General features: G+C 38.2%; 15 protein-coding genes. 8 read left to right on the forward strand and 7 right to left on the reverse strand.

Annotation, left to right across the window (positions count from 1 at the left end):
- Window positions 1-214: 214 nt before the first annotated feature.
- Window positions 215-541, reverse strand: a complete 327-nt coding sequence (locus FJR09_RS23260; protein WP_027402424.1) for a YbjQ family protein — start codon at window positions 539-541, stop codon at window positions 215-217.
- A 258-nt stretch (window positions 542-799) separates the two neighbouring features.
- Here FJR09_RS23260 and FJR09_RS23265 point away from each other — a divergent pair, with 258 nt between their 5' ends.
- Window positions 800-1480, forward strand: coding sequence for a tetratricopeptide repeat protein (locus tag FJR09_RS23265; RefSeq protein WP_015080928.1), 681 nt, complete (start codon window positions 800-802; stop codon window positions 1478-1480).
- A gap of 150 nt (window positions 1481-1630) precedes the next feature.
- On the opposite strand, the gene FJR09_RS23270 is transcribed toward FJR09_RS23265, so the two are convergent.
- Both FJR09_RS23270 and FJR09_RS23275 read right to left on the reverse strand, forming a co-directional pair.
- Window positions 1631-1780 carry a nicotinate phosphoribosyltransferase gene (locus FJR09_RS23270; RefSeq protein ID WP_168654200.1) on the reverse strand — a complete coding sequence of 50 codons (150 nt, stop codon included), beginning with the start codon at window positions 1778-1780 and terminating at the stop codon, window positions 1631-1633.
- 245 nt (window positions 1781-2025) lie between these two features.
- Window positions 2026-3003 (reverse strand): carbohydrate kinase, encoded by a 978-nt coding sequence (locus FJR09_RS23275; RefSeq protein WP_168654201.1) that lies wholly within the window; start codon window positions 3001-3003, stop codon window positions 2026-2028.
- A 315-nt stretch (window positions 3004-3318) separates the two neighbouring features.
- On the opposite strand from FJR09_RS23275, the gene FJR09_RS23280 reads away from it, so the two are divergent.
- The 7 genes from FJR09_RS23280 (at window position 3319) to FJR09_RS23310 (ending at window position 12792) form a co-directional block, all read left to right on the forward strand.
- On the forward strand, window positions 3319-3594 hold the full coding sequence (locus tag FJR09_RS23280; RefSeq protein WP_168654202.1) for a LuxR C-terminal-related transcriptional regulator: 276 nt from the start codon (window positions 3319-3321) through the stop codon (window positions 3592-3594).
- Window positions 3595-3912: 318 nt separating this feature from the next.
- On the forward strand, window positions 3913-4230 hold the full coding sequence (locus FJR09_RS23285; RefSeq protein ID WP_015080932.1) for a hypothetical protein: 318 nt from the start codon (window positions 3913-3915) through the stop codon (window positions 4228-4230).
- A 71-nt stretch (window positions 4231-4301) separates the two neighbouring features.
- Window positions 4302-6029 carry a succinate dehydrogenase/fumarate reductase flavoprotein subunit gene (locus FJR09_RS23290; RefSeq protein ID WP_015080933.1) on the forward strand — a complete coding sequence of 576 codons (1728 nt, stop codon included), beginning with the start codon at window positions 4302-4304 and terminating at the stop codon, window positions 6027-6029.
- 719 nt (window positions 6030-6748) lie between these two features.
- Window positions 6749-7474, forward strand: coding sequence for a S1C family serine protease (locus tag FJR09_RS23295; protein ID WP_168653620.1), 726 nt, complete (start codon window positions 6749-6751; stop codon window positions 7472-7474).
- A gap of 117 nt (window positions 7475-7591) precedes the next feature.
- On the forward strand, window positions 7592-8128 hold the full coding sequence (locus tag FJR09_RS23300; protein WP_168653621.1) for a COP23 domain-containing protein: 537 nt from the start codon (window positions 7592-7594) through the stop codon (window positions 8126-8128).
- 506 nt (window positions 8129-8634) lie between these two features.
- Entirely contained in the window at window positions 8635-12270 is a 3636-nt protein-coding gene (locus FJR09_RS23305; protein ID WP_168653622.1) for a serine protease, read from the forward strand.
- A 309-nt stretch (window positions 12271-12579) separates the two neighbouring features.
- Window positions 12580-12792: a hypothetical protein gene (locus FJR09_RS23310; protein WP_168653623.1), complete on the forward strand. Its 213-nt coding sequence runs from the start codon at window positions 12580-12582 to the stop codon at window positions 12790-12792.
- Between the two features lie 224 nt (window positions 12793-13016).
- Here the strand turns inward: FJR09_RS23310 and FJR09_RS23315 are convergent, their stop codons facing one another.
- From FJR09_RS23315 to FJR09_RS23330, 4 genes are all read right to left on the reverse strand, one after another.
- A complete protein-coding gene (locus FJR09_RS23315; protein ID WP_168654203.1) occupies window positions 13017-14438 on the reverse strand; it encodes a hypothetical protein in 1422 nt (473 codons plus the stop codon).
- 39 nt (window positions 14439-14477) lie between these two features.
- Window positions 14478-15776, reverse strand: a complete 1299-nt coding sequence (locus FJR09_RS23320) for an RNA-guided endonuclease TnpB family protein (protein ID WP_015080937.1) — start codon at window positions 15774-15776, stop codon at window positions 14478-14480.
- A gap of 215 nt (window positions 15777-15991) precedes the next feature.
- On the reverse strand, window positions 15992-17491 hold the full coding sequence (locus FJR09_RS23325) for an Ig-like domain-containing protein (RefSeq protein ID WP_015080938.1): 1500 nt from the start codon (window positions 17489-17491) through the stop codon (window positions 15992-15994).
- A gap of 71 nt (window positions 17492-17562) precedes the next feature.
- A complete protein-coding gene (locus FJR09_RS23330; RefSeq protein ID WP_015080939.1) occupies window positions 17563-18327 on the reverse strand; it encodes a TIGR03943 family protein in 765 nt (254 codons plus the stop codon).
- Window positions 18328-18452: the final 125 nt, after the last annotated feature.

Below are 18452 nucleotides of genomic sequence, written 5' to 3' on the forward strand. Positions count from 1 at the left end.
TACAGCAAAGTTACTTACAGATTGGATATCTTTACAGAAAAAAATCCCCGGTTTTGAATTCTTTTCTGCTTACGTCTTTTTTATCCCCATGTTTAAAATTAAATCGCTAATTATAATTCTCAATCTCTATCAATAGCAAGAGTTATTTGCTATTTCTTTAGTTATAAATTGGCTGAATGAGTGATTGTTTGAAAATTACAAAATCAGGAAAATATTAACGAATTTTTACGGCTGTTCCTGTGGCTGTAATGACTAATAAAACACCAGATTGATCAACATTAATTGTGCCTGTATCAACGGCAATACCGACAACCGCATCTGCGCCTAAACGTTGCGCTCTTTGTTCTAATTCTTCCATTGCTTTCCGTTGTCCCTCTTCAAAGAGACGCTCATAGCTGCCAGTGCGGCCACCGACAATATCTCGAATACTCGCTAAAAAATCCCGCAGGAAGTTGCTACCATAGACAACTTCGGCTGTAACAATACCTAAGTATGATTGAATTACAGCACCTTGAATAACATCAGTAGTAGTTAAAAGCATAAATTTAGGTAAAATAGGTAATTATGGCCAAATTTAGGGAGAAATATCCGTTCATACTTCATTATACCTGTAATTTTGTGTAATTTATCAGTACCGATTGGCGAAAAGATTAATTTATTGCTATAATTCCGAAGGTATCAAGTGATTCAAGAAATTATTAATATTGTATAAATGTGAATAAATACAGATTACAAAGATTAATATTTTTGTTTTAATGTAGGAATAAAAACGGTTTAAGAGAATTTAGGAAAATTTACTATGTACAAAAAAACATCACTTCTGTTAACTACTTTATTATTAGGATGTTTATTTATTAGTACACCTGTAGTAGCGAAAGCTGATGTCTTAGTGACACAGGCGAATAATCCAGAGTTAAAAAACTTGATAGATGAGGGGAAAAGGCTGGTAGATTCTAAAGATTATAATGGAGCGATCGCTGTTTATCAACAAGCAGCAAAATTAGATCCCAAAAATGAGAGAATTCATGCTGGTATTGGCTACTTATATACTCAACAAGGCAATTTTACCTCAGCCTTAGATGCTTATCGTCGAGCTATTGCCATTAATCCTAATAATAGTGATTTTTACTATGCTGTGGGTTATCTTAAAAGCAGTACGAGAGATAACAAAGGTGCAAAAGAAGCTTACCGTCGGGCTATCCAGTTAAATCGCAATAATGTCAACGCCTATTTAGGATTAGGAGTTGCTCAAACTAGCTTAGGTGATTATCAATCAGCCCTGTGGGCTTATGAACAAGCAGTTAATTTAGATAAAAATAATCCCCGCACCTATGAGTTAATCGGTTCTATGTTCAAACAAAAACGGCAAACTCCACAAGCAAATAAAGTTCTCAGGAAAGCATTAGATTTATATCAGCGGGGGAATGATCCAGAAGGCGCTGCCAGAATACAAACAATGTTGCAAGAAATAGGCGGTTAAAAGCACCTCATAGGATTCAGATCCCCGACTTCTTCAAGAAGTCGGGGATCTTTTTATTCACCAAATCTAGAACTCGTTATTTGCCAGTTCCTTGTTAAAACCTTGGGAATGCCACCCAAAGAAATGGTATGACTTTTCTCAAGTCAATACTTACCAAGCTGCTTTACCTTTTTTATATATACTACCTGTAAAAGGCTGTACCCCAGTCACAGGATAGGCATCATTAGCAGGGGTGAAAATCCGCATGAAGGCTTCAGAAATAAACTGAGCCATATCAATAAACATTTTGGAGATAGCCATAATATTAAGCCCTTTTTTTTCAGTCTTTTAATTGGCGATATCTGCATTCTAATGCTGTTATTATCTATTTACTCATATTCTTCATATATCTATATTAAACACAATGTTTTTTGAGATAACTTTGCAATAATTTATAATCTAGATTGTTATAACTTTTTTAGTTGATGGGATGATGATTCTCGTCCGGTTTCCAACCGGGAATATCAAGCAATTTTAGCTGATATTCCCGTTGAATGTGCTACTATTTAAAGTCTATGGGAAGCAAGAAAAGCCTCAACTTCCGCCGCAGTGGGTTGGGATGCGATCGCACCTGGTTTAATAGTAGTTAATGCTCCCACAGCACTGGCATAGGTGACAATCCTGTTTGCTGTATCTCCGTCTTTAAGGCTGTGAATCCCAACTTGTTGTAATTGATGAATAAACCCAGCCAAGAAACTATCTCCTGCACCAGTGGTATCTACTACAGACATGGAAAACGCCGGGATTTTACCTTCATTTTCCCCTAAACAATAGGCACAACCATTTTCACCATCTGTGACTAAAACCCCTTCCAAGGAATTGAGTCTATAAGTAATTGCTCCTGGATCAGTGGTATCAAATAGCCAATGAGCTTCCTCTTTGGTTAGTTTGAGAAAATCAAATCGCTTTAATAATGCCAGAATTTTGCTCTTAGCTGTATTTTCATCTTGCCAAAATACTGGTCGCCAATTGACATCGAGAATAATTTTTAGGTCATATTGTTCTGCTAAGTCTAAAGCCCGCAAAACAGCTTTTTCACTGTCAGGATAGGCTAGTTCTAAAGTTCCCACTACCAAAAAATCAGCTTCATTAAAAAGCGCGGGTGGCAATTTTGCAGATTCTAGACGGGTATCAGCAAATTCGGAAGTATCATATTTACCAAAACCTGCAAAAGTGCGATCGCCCCCCAAATCTCTAACCACGTATACTTGTCTAGTTGGTGCTGTAGAATGACGTTGTACACCCATTATATCTACACCAACATCTTCTAATAATTTTACCAGTGTATTCCCTGCTTCATCCTCACCCACAGCACCAATAAATCCGGCTGATGTCCCCAACTTCACCAAAGCACAAGCCACATTAGCAGGCGCTCCTCCGGGGTAGGGAGTCCATGATTTCACTGCATCTAACTCAAGTCCCAATTGATCAGCTAAACAATCAAACAAGACTTCACCAAGACATAAAATAGAGGGATTACTCATTGCATTTTTGATTTTCGATGGGGCATGATCTAAATTTAGTTTGACACTAATTGAAAATGAAGCTCCAGATCATCAGGTTTCCAGAATTATTTAACGCAGATAAACGCAGATAAACGCAGATAAACGCAGATAAGTTACGTGTAAAGTTAAAATGAATACCTTTGATCTGTAGCATCTGTGACTACAAACCTAAAATTAAAAGAAAATCTTGATATTAGTATTATTAGTAACATTTAAAACTATCTACCTCGGAAAGAATCTTCTAGAATGAGGAATAAGATTTGAGTACATATACTAAGGGAGAAATAGTAAGTCATGGCTACTAGTGAGCCTGGGACCCGTGTTAGTCTGTCAGACAGAGAACTGCAAATCATCGACTTAGTGGCCACAGGCTTAACTAACCAAGAAATTGCGGTCAAACTGGAAATTAGTAAACGGACAGTTGATAACCACATCAGTAATATTCTCACCAAGACAAAAACTGATAACCGTGTGGCTTTGGTGCGTTGGGCTTTAGAATGGGGTAAAGTCTGTTTAGATAATGTTAATTGCTGTTCGTTTCCCATGAGGAATGATGAAAGTATGTCTTAGTCAAGCAGCTAATTAATCTAGCTTTTTTGCTATTTTGTAGATTGCTGATTGAGATGATGGGTGGTTGATTTACGCTGTTGTGTACTACTCTGCATCTTTAAAAAGTAAGATAAAAACACAGGTATTTAGAGGCGTAAATCAATTATCCTGCAAATTTGATCAAATATATAGATTGACAATTTTGCAGAAGATGTGACTGAAAAATTAGTTTTTTGTAAAGTAATATTACAAACCTTGGAAAAATATTGAGAAATTGTTTTTGAGGCAAACATAGATTTAAGGTAGAAGCTATAGGACAAAATTGAGGCCAGTTTTAAAATGAACAAAAATAATATTCAAAACTATCGCTTTGTCTGTACCTTAACTTTTGGTGATATTTACGGTCAAATTATTATTTGGTTAATTACGATTACCATTAGCTTGGCTTCAGCTTTAGCACTGATGGGTGCAAAAAGACCAGTATACGCTTTAGCTACAGTAGGTCTTGTTGTTCTCTTATCTCTACCTTTTTTACTTTTTGCCTTTGTGACGACTTTATTAAATAATATTGAACTCAATGCTGTAGAGCCAAAAACAAAGACAGAATCAATCTCAAATAATATTCCCCAACAAAACCCAGTCCAAGCAACTAGCTAAAAGGAATTTTATCAATTTCTCTATTACCCTGTCTTGTAGATGGGGAATTTTTTTATAATTGGTGGTTAATAATGCTCGAACATGATGTAATTATTGTTGGTGGCGGTTTAGCTGGATGTCGGGCTGCGCTGGAAATCGCCAGGACTGACCCTAGTTTAAAGGTAGCGGTAGTTGCCAAAACTCACCCGATTCGCTCTCATTCTGTGGCTGCTCAAGGTGGAATGGCGGCATCTTTAAAAAATGTGGATGATACCGATTCTTGGGAAGCACACGCTTTTGATACTGTTAAGGGTTCTGATTATTTAGCAGATCAAGATGCAGTCGCAATTTTGACCCAAGAGGCCCCAGATGTGGTGATTGATTTAGAACATCTGGGGGTGTTATTTTCTCGTTTACCTGATGGTCGCATTGCTCAACGGGCTTTTGGTGGTCATTCTCACAACCGCACTTGTTATGCGGCTGATAAAACCGGTCATGCAATTTTACATGAGTTGGTGAATAATTTGCGCCGTTATGGTGTGCAAATTTACGAAGAATGGTATGTAATGCGCCTGATTTTGGAGGATGGTCAGGCTAAGGGTGTGGTGATGTTTCACCTCTTGGATGGACATATTGAGGTATTACGAGCAAAGGCTGTGATGTTTGCCACCGGGGGCTATGGTCGCGTTTATAACACGACTTCTAATGATTATGCTTCCACTGGTGACGGTTTGGCAATGACCGCTTTGGCTGGTTTGCCTTTGGCAGATATGGAGTTTGTCCAATTTCATCCTACCGGTTTGTATCCTGTGGGCGTGCTGATTTCCGAGGCTGTGCGCGGTGAAGGGGCATATTTAATTAATGCCGATGGCGATCGCTTTATGTCCAATTATGCCCCCAGTCGCATGGAATTAGCCCCTCGTGATATTACCTCACGGGCAATTACCTATGAAATCCGGGCTGGTCGTGGTGTAAATACTGATGGTAGCGCGGGTGGTCCCTTTGTCTATCTGGATTTACGCCATTTAGGTAAGGAAAAAATCATGAGTCGTGTTCCCTTTTGCTGGGAAGAAGCCCATCGTTTGCTTGGTGTAGATGCTGTCACTCAACCGATGCCCGTGCGTCCTACCAATCATTATTGTATGGGTGGTATTCCTGTCAACACTGACGGACAAGTTAGAAGTAATAATGATAGTTTTGTCGAAGGCTTTTTTGCGGCTGGGGAAACTGCTTGCGTGTCGGTTCACGGTGCAAATCGTCTCGGTAGTAACTCCTTATTAGAATGTGTAGTTTATGGTAAAAGGACTGGAGCAGCGATCGCTAATTATGTCCAAAATCGGCAATTACCATCCATAGATGAAACACGCTACATCAACGAAGCCAAACAACAAATACAACTCTTAATAGACCAACCAGGACAGTACAGAATTAATCAAATCCGTCAAGCTTTTCAAGATAATATGACTGAAAATTGTGGCGTTTTCCGCACCGACGAAGTCATGCGTCAGGGATTGGAAAAAATCGCCCAACTACAACAAAAATATTCACAAATATATTTAGATGACAAAGGAAAAAGCTGGAATACAGAATTAGTTGAAGCCTTAGAATTGCAAAGTTTAATGGTAGTTGGACAAACAATTTTAACTTCTGCCCTCAACCGTCAAGAAAGTCGCGGCGCACACTTTAGAGAAGACTTTGCCGAAAGGGACGATAATAAGTTTTTACAACACACAATGGCTTATTATTCACCCACAGGAATTGACATTCAATATCGTCCCGTGACAATCACAATGTTTGCACCAAAAGAGCGAAAATATTAATTAAAGATACAGCACTTTCCGGTGTTATGAGGTACATATCCAGCGGGCAAGATGCCCGCACTACAAGAGTTTCATGATTCAACTTTGTACCTCATAAGAGCGGAAACCGCTGTAATATTTAATTTTCTAAAATATGCGGTTATTCGGTTCTTTTTATGGAAAACCTGGTTCAAAATCAATGGCGGCCTTAGAGGATGTTTGAAAAGTCCCTCATGGTGTATCAAATATTTTCAGATCCCCCTAAATCCCCCTTAAAAAGGGGGACTTTGACTCTAGTTCCCCCCTTGCTAAGGGGGGTTAGGGGGGATCTGTAAGTGCCTAAAATCACAACCTAAAACTTTTCAAACAACCTCTTAGAGGATGTTTGAAAAGTTTTTAATGTATCAATAAACCCCTCTCCAAACCTCTCCCCGACGCGGGGAGAGGCTTTGAAACCCCCATTCCCTTGTAGGGAAGGGGGGAAGGGGGGTTAGGTTTCGGAGATTGTTGGTTTCATCTAATACTTTTCAAACAACCTCTTATTGTGTGGGCATTTCATTGAAAATATAGAGATAATTGTTCAGAACCCTTGTCCCGCAAGGGTTTTGTTATAATCAATTCTCAATCATCATCAAAGAGGCTGTTACAAAAATGGTAACAACAGTTGAATTTTGTCATTTATCCTGGATAATCTTCTAAATACAATGTCATAGCTACCTTAGTCTATACCAAGTTCACCAATGAACAGAAAACCATATCTGATAGCAGTTACAGGGCTTGCTGTTTTATCCGTACAGGCTCTAGCATCACCAAATGGCTTGGCATTTCCCCAACCAAATCATCATTCCAACCCTGTCATAGCCCAAAACTCGGAAGAACAAACACGCATTCGAGTGAATCAAAAAGCCAGTCCAGCCGTAGTTTATATCAACACAGGTAAATCAAGCGGCAGTGGCTTTATTGTTAGTTCTGACGGGTTAATTATTACTAATGCTCACGTTTTGCAAGATGCACCCGCAACCGTTACTGTAGTTTTAGAAGACGGGAAACGACTTCCTGCTAACGTGATTGGCTTTGCTAAAAATGGAATAGATTTAGCAGCCATTAAAATTCGTAACCAGAAGAACTTACCCACATTATCTTTAGCAAAATCAGCCCAAGTGGGACAGTCTGTATATGCTATTGGTAGTCCCTTTGGCTATGGCAATCTAAATAATTTTACTGCCGGTGTTTTGAGCAATATTGACGAGCAAGATGGTATAATTAAACATGATGCTAGAATTAATCCCGGTAATTCTGGTGGTCCACTTCTCAATTCCCAAGCCCAAGTTATTGGCGTAAATACTGCTATTCAACTTGATAGAAATGGCAGCAATAGTGGTATTAGTATTGCCATCCTGGTAAATAAAATACAACCTTTCTTAACGGCAATTCGTCAGGGAAATATTTCCCGTTTACGGCGCTAATAGTCTGTTGAGAATTTAGATTGGTATAGGCTTCTAGCTAGTTTGTCTATCTGAACAGGCAGGATGCCCACCCCACAGAAATTAAATGTCCCTTTCCCAAATTAGGAGATTTAAGAAATGATGAAATTAACATTATTAACCACACTGTTCTTAACCACCACATTAGCATCTACTCCTGTTTTTGCTCAAGAAGACGCTAATAATCAAATTCGCTTTATCTGTTCTACAAGTCGTTACTCCGAAAATGGAAAGTCTGTTCCTACTACTTTTCTTTGGACACCAAATTTCCAAAAAGCAATGGTGACTTGGACATCTGTTTTAGGAGGAGTTAAACCACAACAACGTTGTAAAATAGTTTCTCAGAACTTCCAAACAGCTTTTAATAATGGCAGTCTTAATTACGTTACCAATGCTTTTCAAAACGGTAATAAAGTAATTTGTTCTGTGAGTTCAATAGATGGTGATGGTGGTTGTGATACTGTATTATTTACATTACGACCTCAAGACAAGTCTCAGAATGTTCTCAGACACTTAAACAAACTCTGGTTTGGTACTGCTACTACAGGACCTATTCAACAAAGTTCTGGAGAAGAGAAATATTACATTGATATTCGCCAATTTCTGAATACACCACCAGCGAATAAAATGCAATAAAGAAGATCCTCAAAAATTGTAGGTTGGGTAGAACGAAGTGAAACCCAACTAATTTAAAGAAGTTGTCAAGAAGTGTTGGGTTTCGTTCCTCAACCCAACCTACTTATTTAACTAATGATCATGTAATCAATCCAGGTGAATCTTATCGCATTCAAGCACCAGATTCTCAAAAATTGTAGATTGGGTAGAACGAAGTGAAACCCAACTAATTTAAAGAAGTTGTCAAGAAGTGTTAGGTTTCGTTCCTCAACCCAACCTACTTATTTAACTAATGATCATGTAATCAATCCAGGTGAATCTTATCGCATTGAAGCACCAGATTCTCAAAAATTGTAGATTGGGTAGAACGAAGTGAAACCCAACTAATTTAAGGAATTTGTCAAGAAGTGTTGGGTTTCGTTCCTCAACCCAACCTACTTAAAGAAGTGGTCAAGAAGTGTTGGGTTTCGTTCCTCAACCCAACCTACTTATATTCATCCCCTAATTTACTCAAACAAAAAAAGATCATGAAACACCTATTTTTTACCCTCATCTGCACAACTGCTTTATTAACTATTCCTCAGCAATTGTTATTGATTTCTCCTCAACCAGTTACCGCACAAGAACCTACAAAAAAACTATTAACCTCAGCACAATTACAAGCTTTAGCCAAATCAATCACGGTGAAAATATTAACTAAAAATGGCAGTGCTTCAGGAACTTTAATTGCCAAAAATGGTAATAATTACACTATTTTAACTAATGATCATGTGATGAATCCAGGTGCATCTTATCGCATTCAAACACCAGATGGAAAAATATATCCTGCTACTGTGATTAAAGAAAAACCCCCATCTTTAAAAAATCAAGATGCAGCTTTATTCCAGTTTCAATCAACAGTAGAATATACTATAGCTACTTTAGGAATTTCTGCACCTATAGCAGTAGAACAAAAAATTGTCGCGGCTGGATTTGTCAATGATAGTGCTAAATTGGTTTTCACAGAAGGACAAATTTCTCTATTACCAGATAAGAGTTTTCAAAGAGGTTATCGCATAGGTTACAGCAATAAAGTTCAACCAGGAATGAGTGGCGGACCCATATTAAATTATCAAGGTGAAGTTATTGGTATTAATGCCGTTCATGCCTATCCTATTTCTGATAAAATATATACTTATATTGACAATAGTAAACCCAGTGCAGCCGAACGTCAGCAAATGCGTCAATATAGTTGGGGTTTACCGATTTATAGTGTTGCTAAAGTAGTCAATGAAGTTATTGCTAAATCTCCTAAAAAGGTTGATGATTCTGGTTTGATAGCGAAAAAAGGTTTAATCCAAAATATTGACCAAATTGCCCAAGAAATTACGGTGTTAATTCCTAATGCTAACCCCACAGATATCGGTTCTGGGGTAATTATTGCCCAGAAAGGTAATATTTATTATGTGTTGACTGCGGATCATGTTATCTGGAATCGTGATGAAAAAAAATTAAAAGATAAGTTAGAAATAGTCGCACCAGATAATCAAAGATATGCTCTAAATGTCAGCAATGCGAAAAGAATGCCTGGAGTTGATTTAGCCGTTGTTCAATTTACCAGTAATCAAAAATATCAAGTTGCAACTTTAGCAAATTATAGTTTAAATACTAAAGATCAAAAAGTGTTTGTTTCTGGTTTTCCTGGTAATAAACAACAAAATAAAAACAAACCTCACCGGATTTTAACAGCGGGAGTTTTGAGTGAACAAGAATTAATCAAGTTGACTACTTATCTAAGTTTTAATAATCAAAGTTCTCTGATACCTGTGCGAATACAAACTGTTTTAAGTGATGGTTATGATCTACTTTATAGTAATATTACTAAGGGAGGAATGAGTGGCGGTGCGGTTTTAGATACCCAAGGAAGATTAATTGGTATTCATGGCAGAGTGGAAGGTGAAACATCACTCGATTTTGATGGTGAAATCAATTTAGGTAGTAGTTCTGGTATTCCCATTAGGACATTTTTAAATTTGGTTCAACAGGTAGGAATAGATTCAGATTTAAAAGTCGAAACTACTGCACCAGCTACACTAAAAAAATCGGAAGAGGATGTAATTAGTGAATATTTATTACCATTGAATCAAGTTCCTAAAAATAGCGATGATGAAATATCATGGCTAAATTATGCCAATCAACTATGGCGTTCTCAAAAATATGCAGAAGCAATCAAAGCTGTTGATAAAGCGATTGCGAAAAAACCGGATTTTTATCAAGCTTGGTATTTCAAGGGGATGATATTTCGTAGTGAGAAAAAATACCCAGAATCAATTGCTGCTTTTGATAAAGCTTTGGAAATTAATCCCAACTTTGCTCAAGCTTGGAAACAGCGGGGTAGAGTGCTGTTTAGATTAGATAAATATTCCGAAGCCTTGACATCTTTTGACAAAGCCATTGCTCTAAGTCCTAATCAATTTGCTCTTTACTACCTGCGAGGTTTAACGCTTCGTTACTTAAAGCGGTTTCCTGAAGCAATTGAGGCTTATAATCAAGCTATTAAAATTGATCCTCTGTTTAAATCGGCTTATTCTGGGCGTGGTTTGTCCTATGGAGAGTTAAAAAAATATCGACAAGGCATAGCTGATTTTACTCAGTTCATTCAACTTGACCCTAAAGACGCTGGCTATTACAATCTAAGGGGTTTGTATTACGGACAATTAGAAGAATACAAACAAAGCATAGCTGATTCAACTCAAGCCATTCAACTTGACCCTAAGGATGCTTTCTACTACTATAGCAGGGGTAGTGCTTACAGAGGATTGAAAGAATACAAACAAGCCATAGCTGATTATACTCAAGCCATTCAACTTGACCGTAAAGATGCAACATACTATTTAGTGAGGGGTTTTGCTTACTTTCAATTAAAAGACTACAAACAAGCGATTGATGATTACACTCAAGCCATTCAACTTGACCCTAAAGATGCAAGATCCTACTCCTTGCGGGGTAGTGTTTACTCAATATTAAAAGACTATAAACAAGCCATAGCTGATTTAACTCAAGCCATTCAACTTGACCCTAAAGATGCAATCTACTACTCCTTGCGGGGTGGTCTTTACTCAAAATTAAAAGACTATAAACAAGCTATATCTGATTTAACAGAAACTATTCGTCGTGACCCTAAAAATGCACCATACACTGTAGGAGGTTTCAGATACTCTGAATTTAAAGATAATAAAGACATCCTTATCTCTTACACTACCATAATGTCTACGACTTACGCAGATAGAGGTGGTGCTTACGTGACATTAAAAGAATACAAACTGGCGATTAATGATTACACTCAAGCCATTCAACTTAACCCTCAAAATGCCGAGTATTATGCTATTCGTGGTGGTATTTACTCTTTCCTGAAAGAATACAAACAGGCGATTGATGATTACACTCAAGCCATTAAAATTGACCATAAAAAGGCAATATACTATGATTTTAGGGGTCTTGCTTATTTACAATTAAAAGACTACAAACAAGCCATAGCTGATTATACTCAAGCCATTCAACTTGATCCTAAAAATGCAACATACTATGGTGGTAGGGGTTTTGCTTACTTTCAATTAAAAGACTACAAACAAGCAATTAATGATTGGAATCAAGTCATTAAAATTGACCCTAAAAATGCAACATACTATAGTGCTAGGGGTGATGCTTACTTTCAATTGAAAGACTACAAACAAGCAATTAATGATTACACTCAAGCCATTAAATTAAAATCCGACTTTACCGAAGCCTACTATGTTCGGGGTATTGCTCACTATTTCTTAAAAGACTACAAACAAGCAATAAATGATTGGAATCAAGCCATTAAACTCAAACCTGAATATCCTGAAGCATACACGAATTTAGGCATAGTTCACTACGAAATGGGAGAAGTAGAAACAGCAATTAAGAATTGGCGAACTGCGATAAAAATCAATAGCAATGTTGCAGAAGCACATCTAGCTTTAGGTGTAGCGTTGTATGGAAAAGGTGATCAAGAAGCCGGTTTGAAATCGGCAGAAACGGCTTTAAAATTAGATAAACGTTATGGAAAAATTGAGTTTCTGAAAGAAAATGGTTGGGGTGATAAGTTGATAAAAGATAGTCAGGAGTTTTTGAATAATCCTCGGATAAAAGGTTTGATTTAGAACCCACCTTCCGCACCCTTAGTATCAATATGACTGAATATTGTGGCGTTTTCTGCATTAGGCATCTCCGGTAATTAAATGTGCGTGGTTTGAAACCCTTGTAGAGACGTTCTATAGAACGTCTCTACATTCATTTTCGGAGATGTCTATTGATTCCGCGAGAAGGTAAATCTACAGAAACAGTTGTAGATTTTTTTAATCCCACCATGATAAAATGAGTGATCACAAACCACAACCTAGAAATCGCTTTGAGATAAAATAGAATAAAGTAATTTTGACTCTATCCCTCAGATATATCAAGAGAAAAATATGACACTAACCGATTTACTCCCATCAATTCAACAACTCTCAGCACCAGAAAAACTCAAATTAATTCGCATTCTTGCAGAAGATTTAGATTCATCTGAAAATATTTCTCCACTAGAACCCTTCAAAACATATCACCTAGCAACGCCTTATGATAACTTCGGGGCTGGAGAAATTTTGATGGAAACATTAAATCAATCAACCTTTAGTGATTAAGATTTATGCGGTTCAAATATTCAACAAATAACCCCAGCCAAAACGAGTTTGATAGTTACAATTAAACATAATACGGGCAGGCAGGATGCCCAGCCCACAATAATATTATACTTATTGTGGGGTGGGCTTCTAGCCTGCCAAGAGTCAACAATATCATTTTGATATTTATTTCAGCCTATTAACAATTTTATAAAATGCGTGACCAGAAATAAAGTCTTAATCATCTACTTGTGCTTAGGTTGAAAATTCGGTAGTTCTACAGATGCTAAAGATTTGCGTCCCTTGGGTGGTCGTTGGGGATAAATCAATGGTGAAGGCGATTTATGGTCAGATGTATTTTCATCCAATAACTTTGGCAAAACATCATTAGTGGGTAAATTTGATTCCGTTGTCGGGGAAATATCCAACCAATAATCTTCCATTTCCACAGTATTGATCTGATGGCTAAGAGCGGTGGAAATGATTGGAAATTCCTCTATTAGTGATAGTGAAAAATCTTCCTTTCCAGAATTTTCAGTAGTACCATAAGGATCAATTTCTATCGGCAAATCCTGTTTAATTATTATTTCTGGTTGTGCATAATTTTCCGAAGTAGATACTAAAGTTTCTAAAACAGATATATCACCTTGATGAATATTTACTTTTGCCTGGGTCCCCTCCTCCGTTGCTTCAGATGATGGTGTAATAAAAAACCGATGAATTATCCCTTCTAATTGCTGGTCTAGGGATAATACTCCAGAATCATCTTCAGTTGTTGATGGAGTTGTTGATTCATCAACTTGTGTAGGCTGAGAGATTACTGGTTCTGGATGATGGGGATAATTTTCCGAAGTTGTTGCTGTCGGCTTAACCCAGGAATTATTTACAGACTCATTCACAGAATCTGTCTCCCCTGTCCAAGGTCGAATAGGTTGAGCATTGGGAAACAAAGACCGGGCTTTTCTGGAGAATCGCGTTTGTTTGTGAATCACATCATGGGGATGATGGATATGATCTTCTAAATTTTCATGGCTAGGAATGGGAGTATCTAGACATTTTTCCAAAGCCGATTTAAATTGCATAGTCTGTCGTTGTTGACGCATTAGCCGAGACCGCAATTCACGACAAGTATTTTCCGAGTGTAATAACTGTTGAGACTCTTGACTGTAGTTAGCTTGCAAAAGAGAACATTCTCTTTCCAAATGCGCTAACCGCTGTTGGCTAACTTGCAAATTAGCTTGATAATTTTCAATACAAATTTCTTGTTGTTGAACTGTTTGGACAGCAGTTTCTAACTGCTGATACAGGGAATGAATTTGTTCTTGACCAGCGGAAAGTTCTTGATTTTGTTGGTTAAACATAGATTCCGTCACAGTAGACCGGGTTTTGTGCCATTGCAAAATCTTTTCGGCTTCAGCTAATTCGGTTTTTAACTGCTCTACCTGAGCATAGAGATGATTATTAGCTGTAGTTAATTCTGTATTTAACTTGAGTAATTGCTGAAATTCTAAGTTGATCTGTGCTTGTTGATCAATATTAGGTTCTGCAATCCAGTCTTGTTGGTTACTGTCTTCCAATTTTTCCATAACTACGGTTTCACATTGACAATCTATAGTTGGCCGATAGCGTGGCGTTAGCTTTATAATAGGTAAATTTGTCACGGTCATATTATTATTATCCACAAATACGTAGCCGTTATCAGTTATTTACACAATTGACACTCCCCGGTCTAAAGACACGGGGATTCTACATTCACCGTCAAAACTTGGCTTTTCCAGGTTTACACCAAGCAGAGTAGTGGCTTCAACTCCTGTAGCGTTAATTTGGGGATGCCCTCCCCTATTTTTTGCAAGATTAAGAATGTTAATTGCGGCGTTTGTATCTCTATGAAGATATGATCCACAACTACAATTATGGGTACGAGTTGATAGAGATTTTTTGACAATTACGCCACAGCTAGAACACTTTTGAGAAGTGTAATGAGGTGCTACGGCTATAGCAATCTTGTCAAATTTAACCGCAAAATATTCAATCCATTGTCGGAACAAATACCAACTAGCATCACTAATTGATTTTGCTAAACAATGATTTTTTACTATGTTTGAAACACGTAAATCTTCATAGGCCACTAAGTCGTTAGACTTGCATACGTTACGCGCTATTCTTTTAGCGTGTTCATTCCGTTGCCGTACGGGCGAAGCATTCGCGCTGTTGAGTTGTCGGTTGGTCGCATAATTTTTATAAGCGAATGCTTCGCCCCTACCTTTTAAGTGTTTTTTAGCGTAAAGTTTTCTAGCTTTTTTCCTACCGCTAGAACCTTTGACTTTTTTGTAAATCCGTTTTTGAGAATGTTTGATAGATTTTTCAGCTTTCCTCAAAAACTGAAGGTTAGGCTCATGATGTCCATTAGAATCGGTGTAAAACGACTCAATACCAACATCCAACCCGATTTCATTACCTGTTTTCGGTTGAATATCTACAACATCAATGCCGATACAAAACTGAGCATAATATCCATCTGCACGACGGATTAAACGTACTCGTTTAATATCTTTAAGTTCGTAGGATTGAATATCCCATTTACCTAATAATTTGAGTTCACCAATCCCTTTTTTATCAGTAAAAGTAATCCGTCGCTTAGTTTTGTGTAATTTCCATCCTGATGTTTTATATTCAACAGAACGGCAATCTTTTTGAAAACGTGGATATCCTTTCTTTCCAGACTTTTTACATTTACAATTGTCGTAAAACCTTGATATAGCAGACCATCCTCTTTCTGCGGCTGATTGTACTGCCATTGAGTTTAATTCAGCAGCAAAGGTAAAGTCTGAGCGTAGTTCTGTTGAATACTTGTTAAGAGCAAACTTGTCAATTTTGAGTTCCTGCGGGGCATCCATCCAATATCTTATCGCTTTGTTACGAATGAATTGGGTGGTACGAATTGCATCGTCTATGGCGTTGTATTGATCTTGTTTACCTTTAACTTTGTATTCTAGGACTAACATTGATTTAACCTTGAACAATCAACTTGATTTGGTTTCGACCTGCGTTTATTATACAATATATACAAAATGTCAGTGCAGGATAAATCCTGCAACTAGCCTTCATCCCTTGGCTGAAGCACAGGTGTGTCCTCCTGAGTCGGACACGCCTTCAAGGGTTTTCGGCATTCTCCTTATAATTAATAATTGTCAATTGTCAATTGTCAATTGTCAATTAATTAGGGTAGCCAATGGGGATGAAAGCCCATGAGAGGTAGTTGTTCTGGTTTAATGTCAATATTGGTATTATCAGCTATAGGTAGCATGGGCATTAACCAGAGACTACTACTAGCAATGGGTTCACCATCATCAGTTTTTAAGGTGTTTGCGGGTAATGGTGTGGTGTTATTGGCAATGGGAACTACTTGGTCAAATAAGAAGCCTAAACCGTCAGGTGCTAAACTGGTTTGCACATTACGTTGAGCCGGAGGCAAGATTAACAATGGTTTTTGCTTGCCTGTTTTCAAGTCAATGGATACCAAGTAAGGTTGTTCTATGTATTGTTCTTTAGAAATAAGTTGGGTAACTAAACAGTAAAGACTAGGGGAAGCCGGATCAAACTGACAGCTAAGAATTGAGCCTGTAGTTTTTAATAATTGTTTTTGTACACCTTGGTTGGTGACTAAAAACAAATCTCGCGTATAATCAGTATTAAATTTGACCATCGCTGCCTGGGAACCGTCCTTAGAGAAAGCTTGGACTAAGCCAAATTGAGGCAGAAAATCGAGAGGTTTGTTGCTATCACCGTCTAAAGATACAATTGCTGTCCCCTGTCCTTGGGAAACTGCTACGGCTTTGCTATCGGGTGTAATCAGAAAATCTCCACCAGGCTGCCCTTGTAACCGTTTTGGCGTGGGTTTTTCGGCGGAATTATCATTGCTGGTTGATAAGTACCAGAGAGCAAAATCACCGGGATTATCTCGTTTACCTCTTTGAATAACAATAATTTTGCCATCGGCTGAAAGGTCAAATTTGAGATTTTGATATTCTTTGTTATCTAAAATTAGGTCAACTTTCCCTGCGGCGGCTATTTCTGTCCCAATTTGACTAGAAATACCTGTGCTGACTGTATAAAGTTGGGCGGAAAGTAAATCAGGATTTTTAGCAGAACGAGCCGAGAAGAGGATTTTTTCACCATTGGGGAATGGTTCAAAATCCATCACAATTAAGTCTTTGGGGGTAAGAACTTTTTTTTGTTCTTGGGTTAAATTATAAAGTACCAACTGCCCTTGGACTTCTGGTGCCGAGCCAATATAAAGGATGACGCGATTGCGGGTAGAAAAGCTACCTGTAAAGGGCTGCATGACGCGGTTTTTTCCTTCCGCTTGGGAATATTTATCTTGACCTTTTTCTAGTTTGACTTGGTAGTTTGTGCCGTAGGGGGCTGGGGTAAGGAGTGTGTACACCATTCTTCTGCCAGCCCAACTGGTTTTACCGGCTAGAGGTGGATCTATTTTTAAATTCTCCTCGATGCTTTTGGAGTCCATTGGCCGACTAAAGGTGAGGGAGAAGGAGAGATCCTCAGCGCCAATTTGTTGATTTTCCCAGGTAAAGGTGCGAACCATAGGTTTGACTACATCACCTTTCCAGATGATTAACCCAATCAACACACTCAGTAGGAGCATGACGGCGATCGCAATTCCGTCTAAGGGTTGAATAAGTTTATAGGATTTGTTCATCTAACAATTTTAGATTTTGGATTTTAGATTAGGGAACAACTGACAACTAACAACTAACAACTGACCACTGACTAATAACTGTAAGGATTTTGAGGTTGGGGAATTTTTTTCAGGGAGTTGGCTTTGATAGTGAGTTGGCGTTTCTCTCCGACAGTTTGTGTTGTCATTTGTCCTTCTATTTCTAACCATGTATCAGGGGGGTACTGTTGACGTGATCCAGATATTTGGACTGGTAATCCCACGGGATAAGCGTCTGCGGCACAACAACTGAGAACAAATCTGGCTAAAAATATATATTCTTCACTGACGTTAGGTTGATGAATCACAAATCCCTGGACTTTTGCCTTTTGCCCTGTGTATGCGTCCGGTTCGGGATAGACATTCAATGTGCGGACCCAATCTACAAGCGATCGCTCTTCTGGGCGAACTGTAGCCCGAAATGCCTGGGGTTGAGTGCGACTAGCACCTGTTGATTCAGTCACACCCCGATCTAGGGCTGTTTGACTCGCAAAGACACGAGGTGTAATCATTAATCCTAAAATTGCCGTTGTTAGTAACAGGAAACTGCCCCAACCAGGGGGAAACAAATTAATATGCCCAGCACTAGGTATTTGGGGAATGTGACGGTGTTTCCACAGTTGCAATCCCTTAGAGAAACCAATGATTAATAAGGCTATGCCGGCGACAACTACTAACCAAAAGAAATCCGGGTGAATCAATAAGTAGAGTTTGCCCGTTAGCCAATATTTCAACATCAGAATACCCCAAGCTGTAATGGCTAATACATCTAGCCAAGGGATGAGTTTATTTGGGGCTTTAGTTTGGGAATTTAGCATTAAAGTTATTTAGGTATCATAAGGAATAGGTAAGAGGGAATAGGGAGGAGGGAAGGGGGAACAGAAATTATTTTAGAAAATTACCGACTACCTTTTTTTCAATCTCCAATTACTATATTCCCACC

The sequence above is a fragment of the Dolichospermum sp. UHCC 0406 genome (assembly GCF_009712025.1).
Classification (GTDB): Bacteria; Cyanobacteriota; Cyanobacteriia; order Cyanobacteriales; family Nostocaceae; genus Dolichospermum; species Dolichospermum lemmermannii.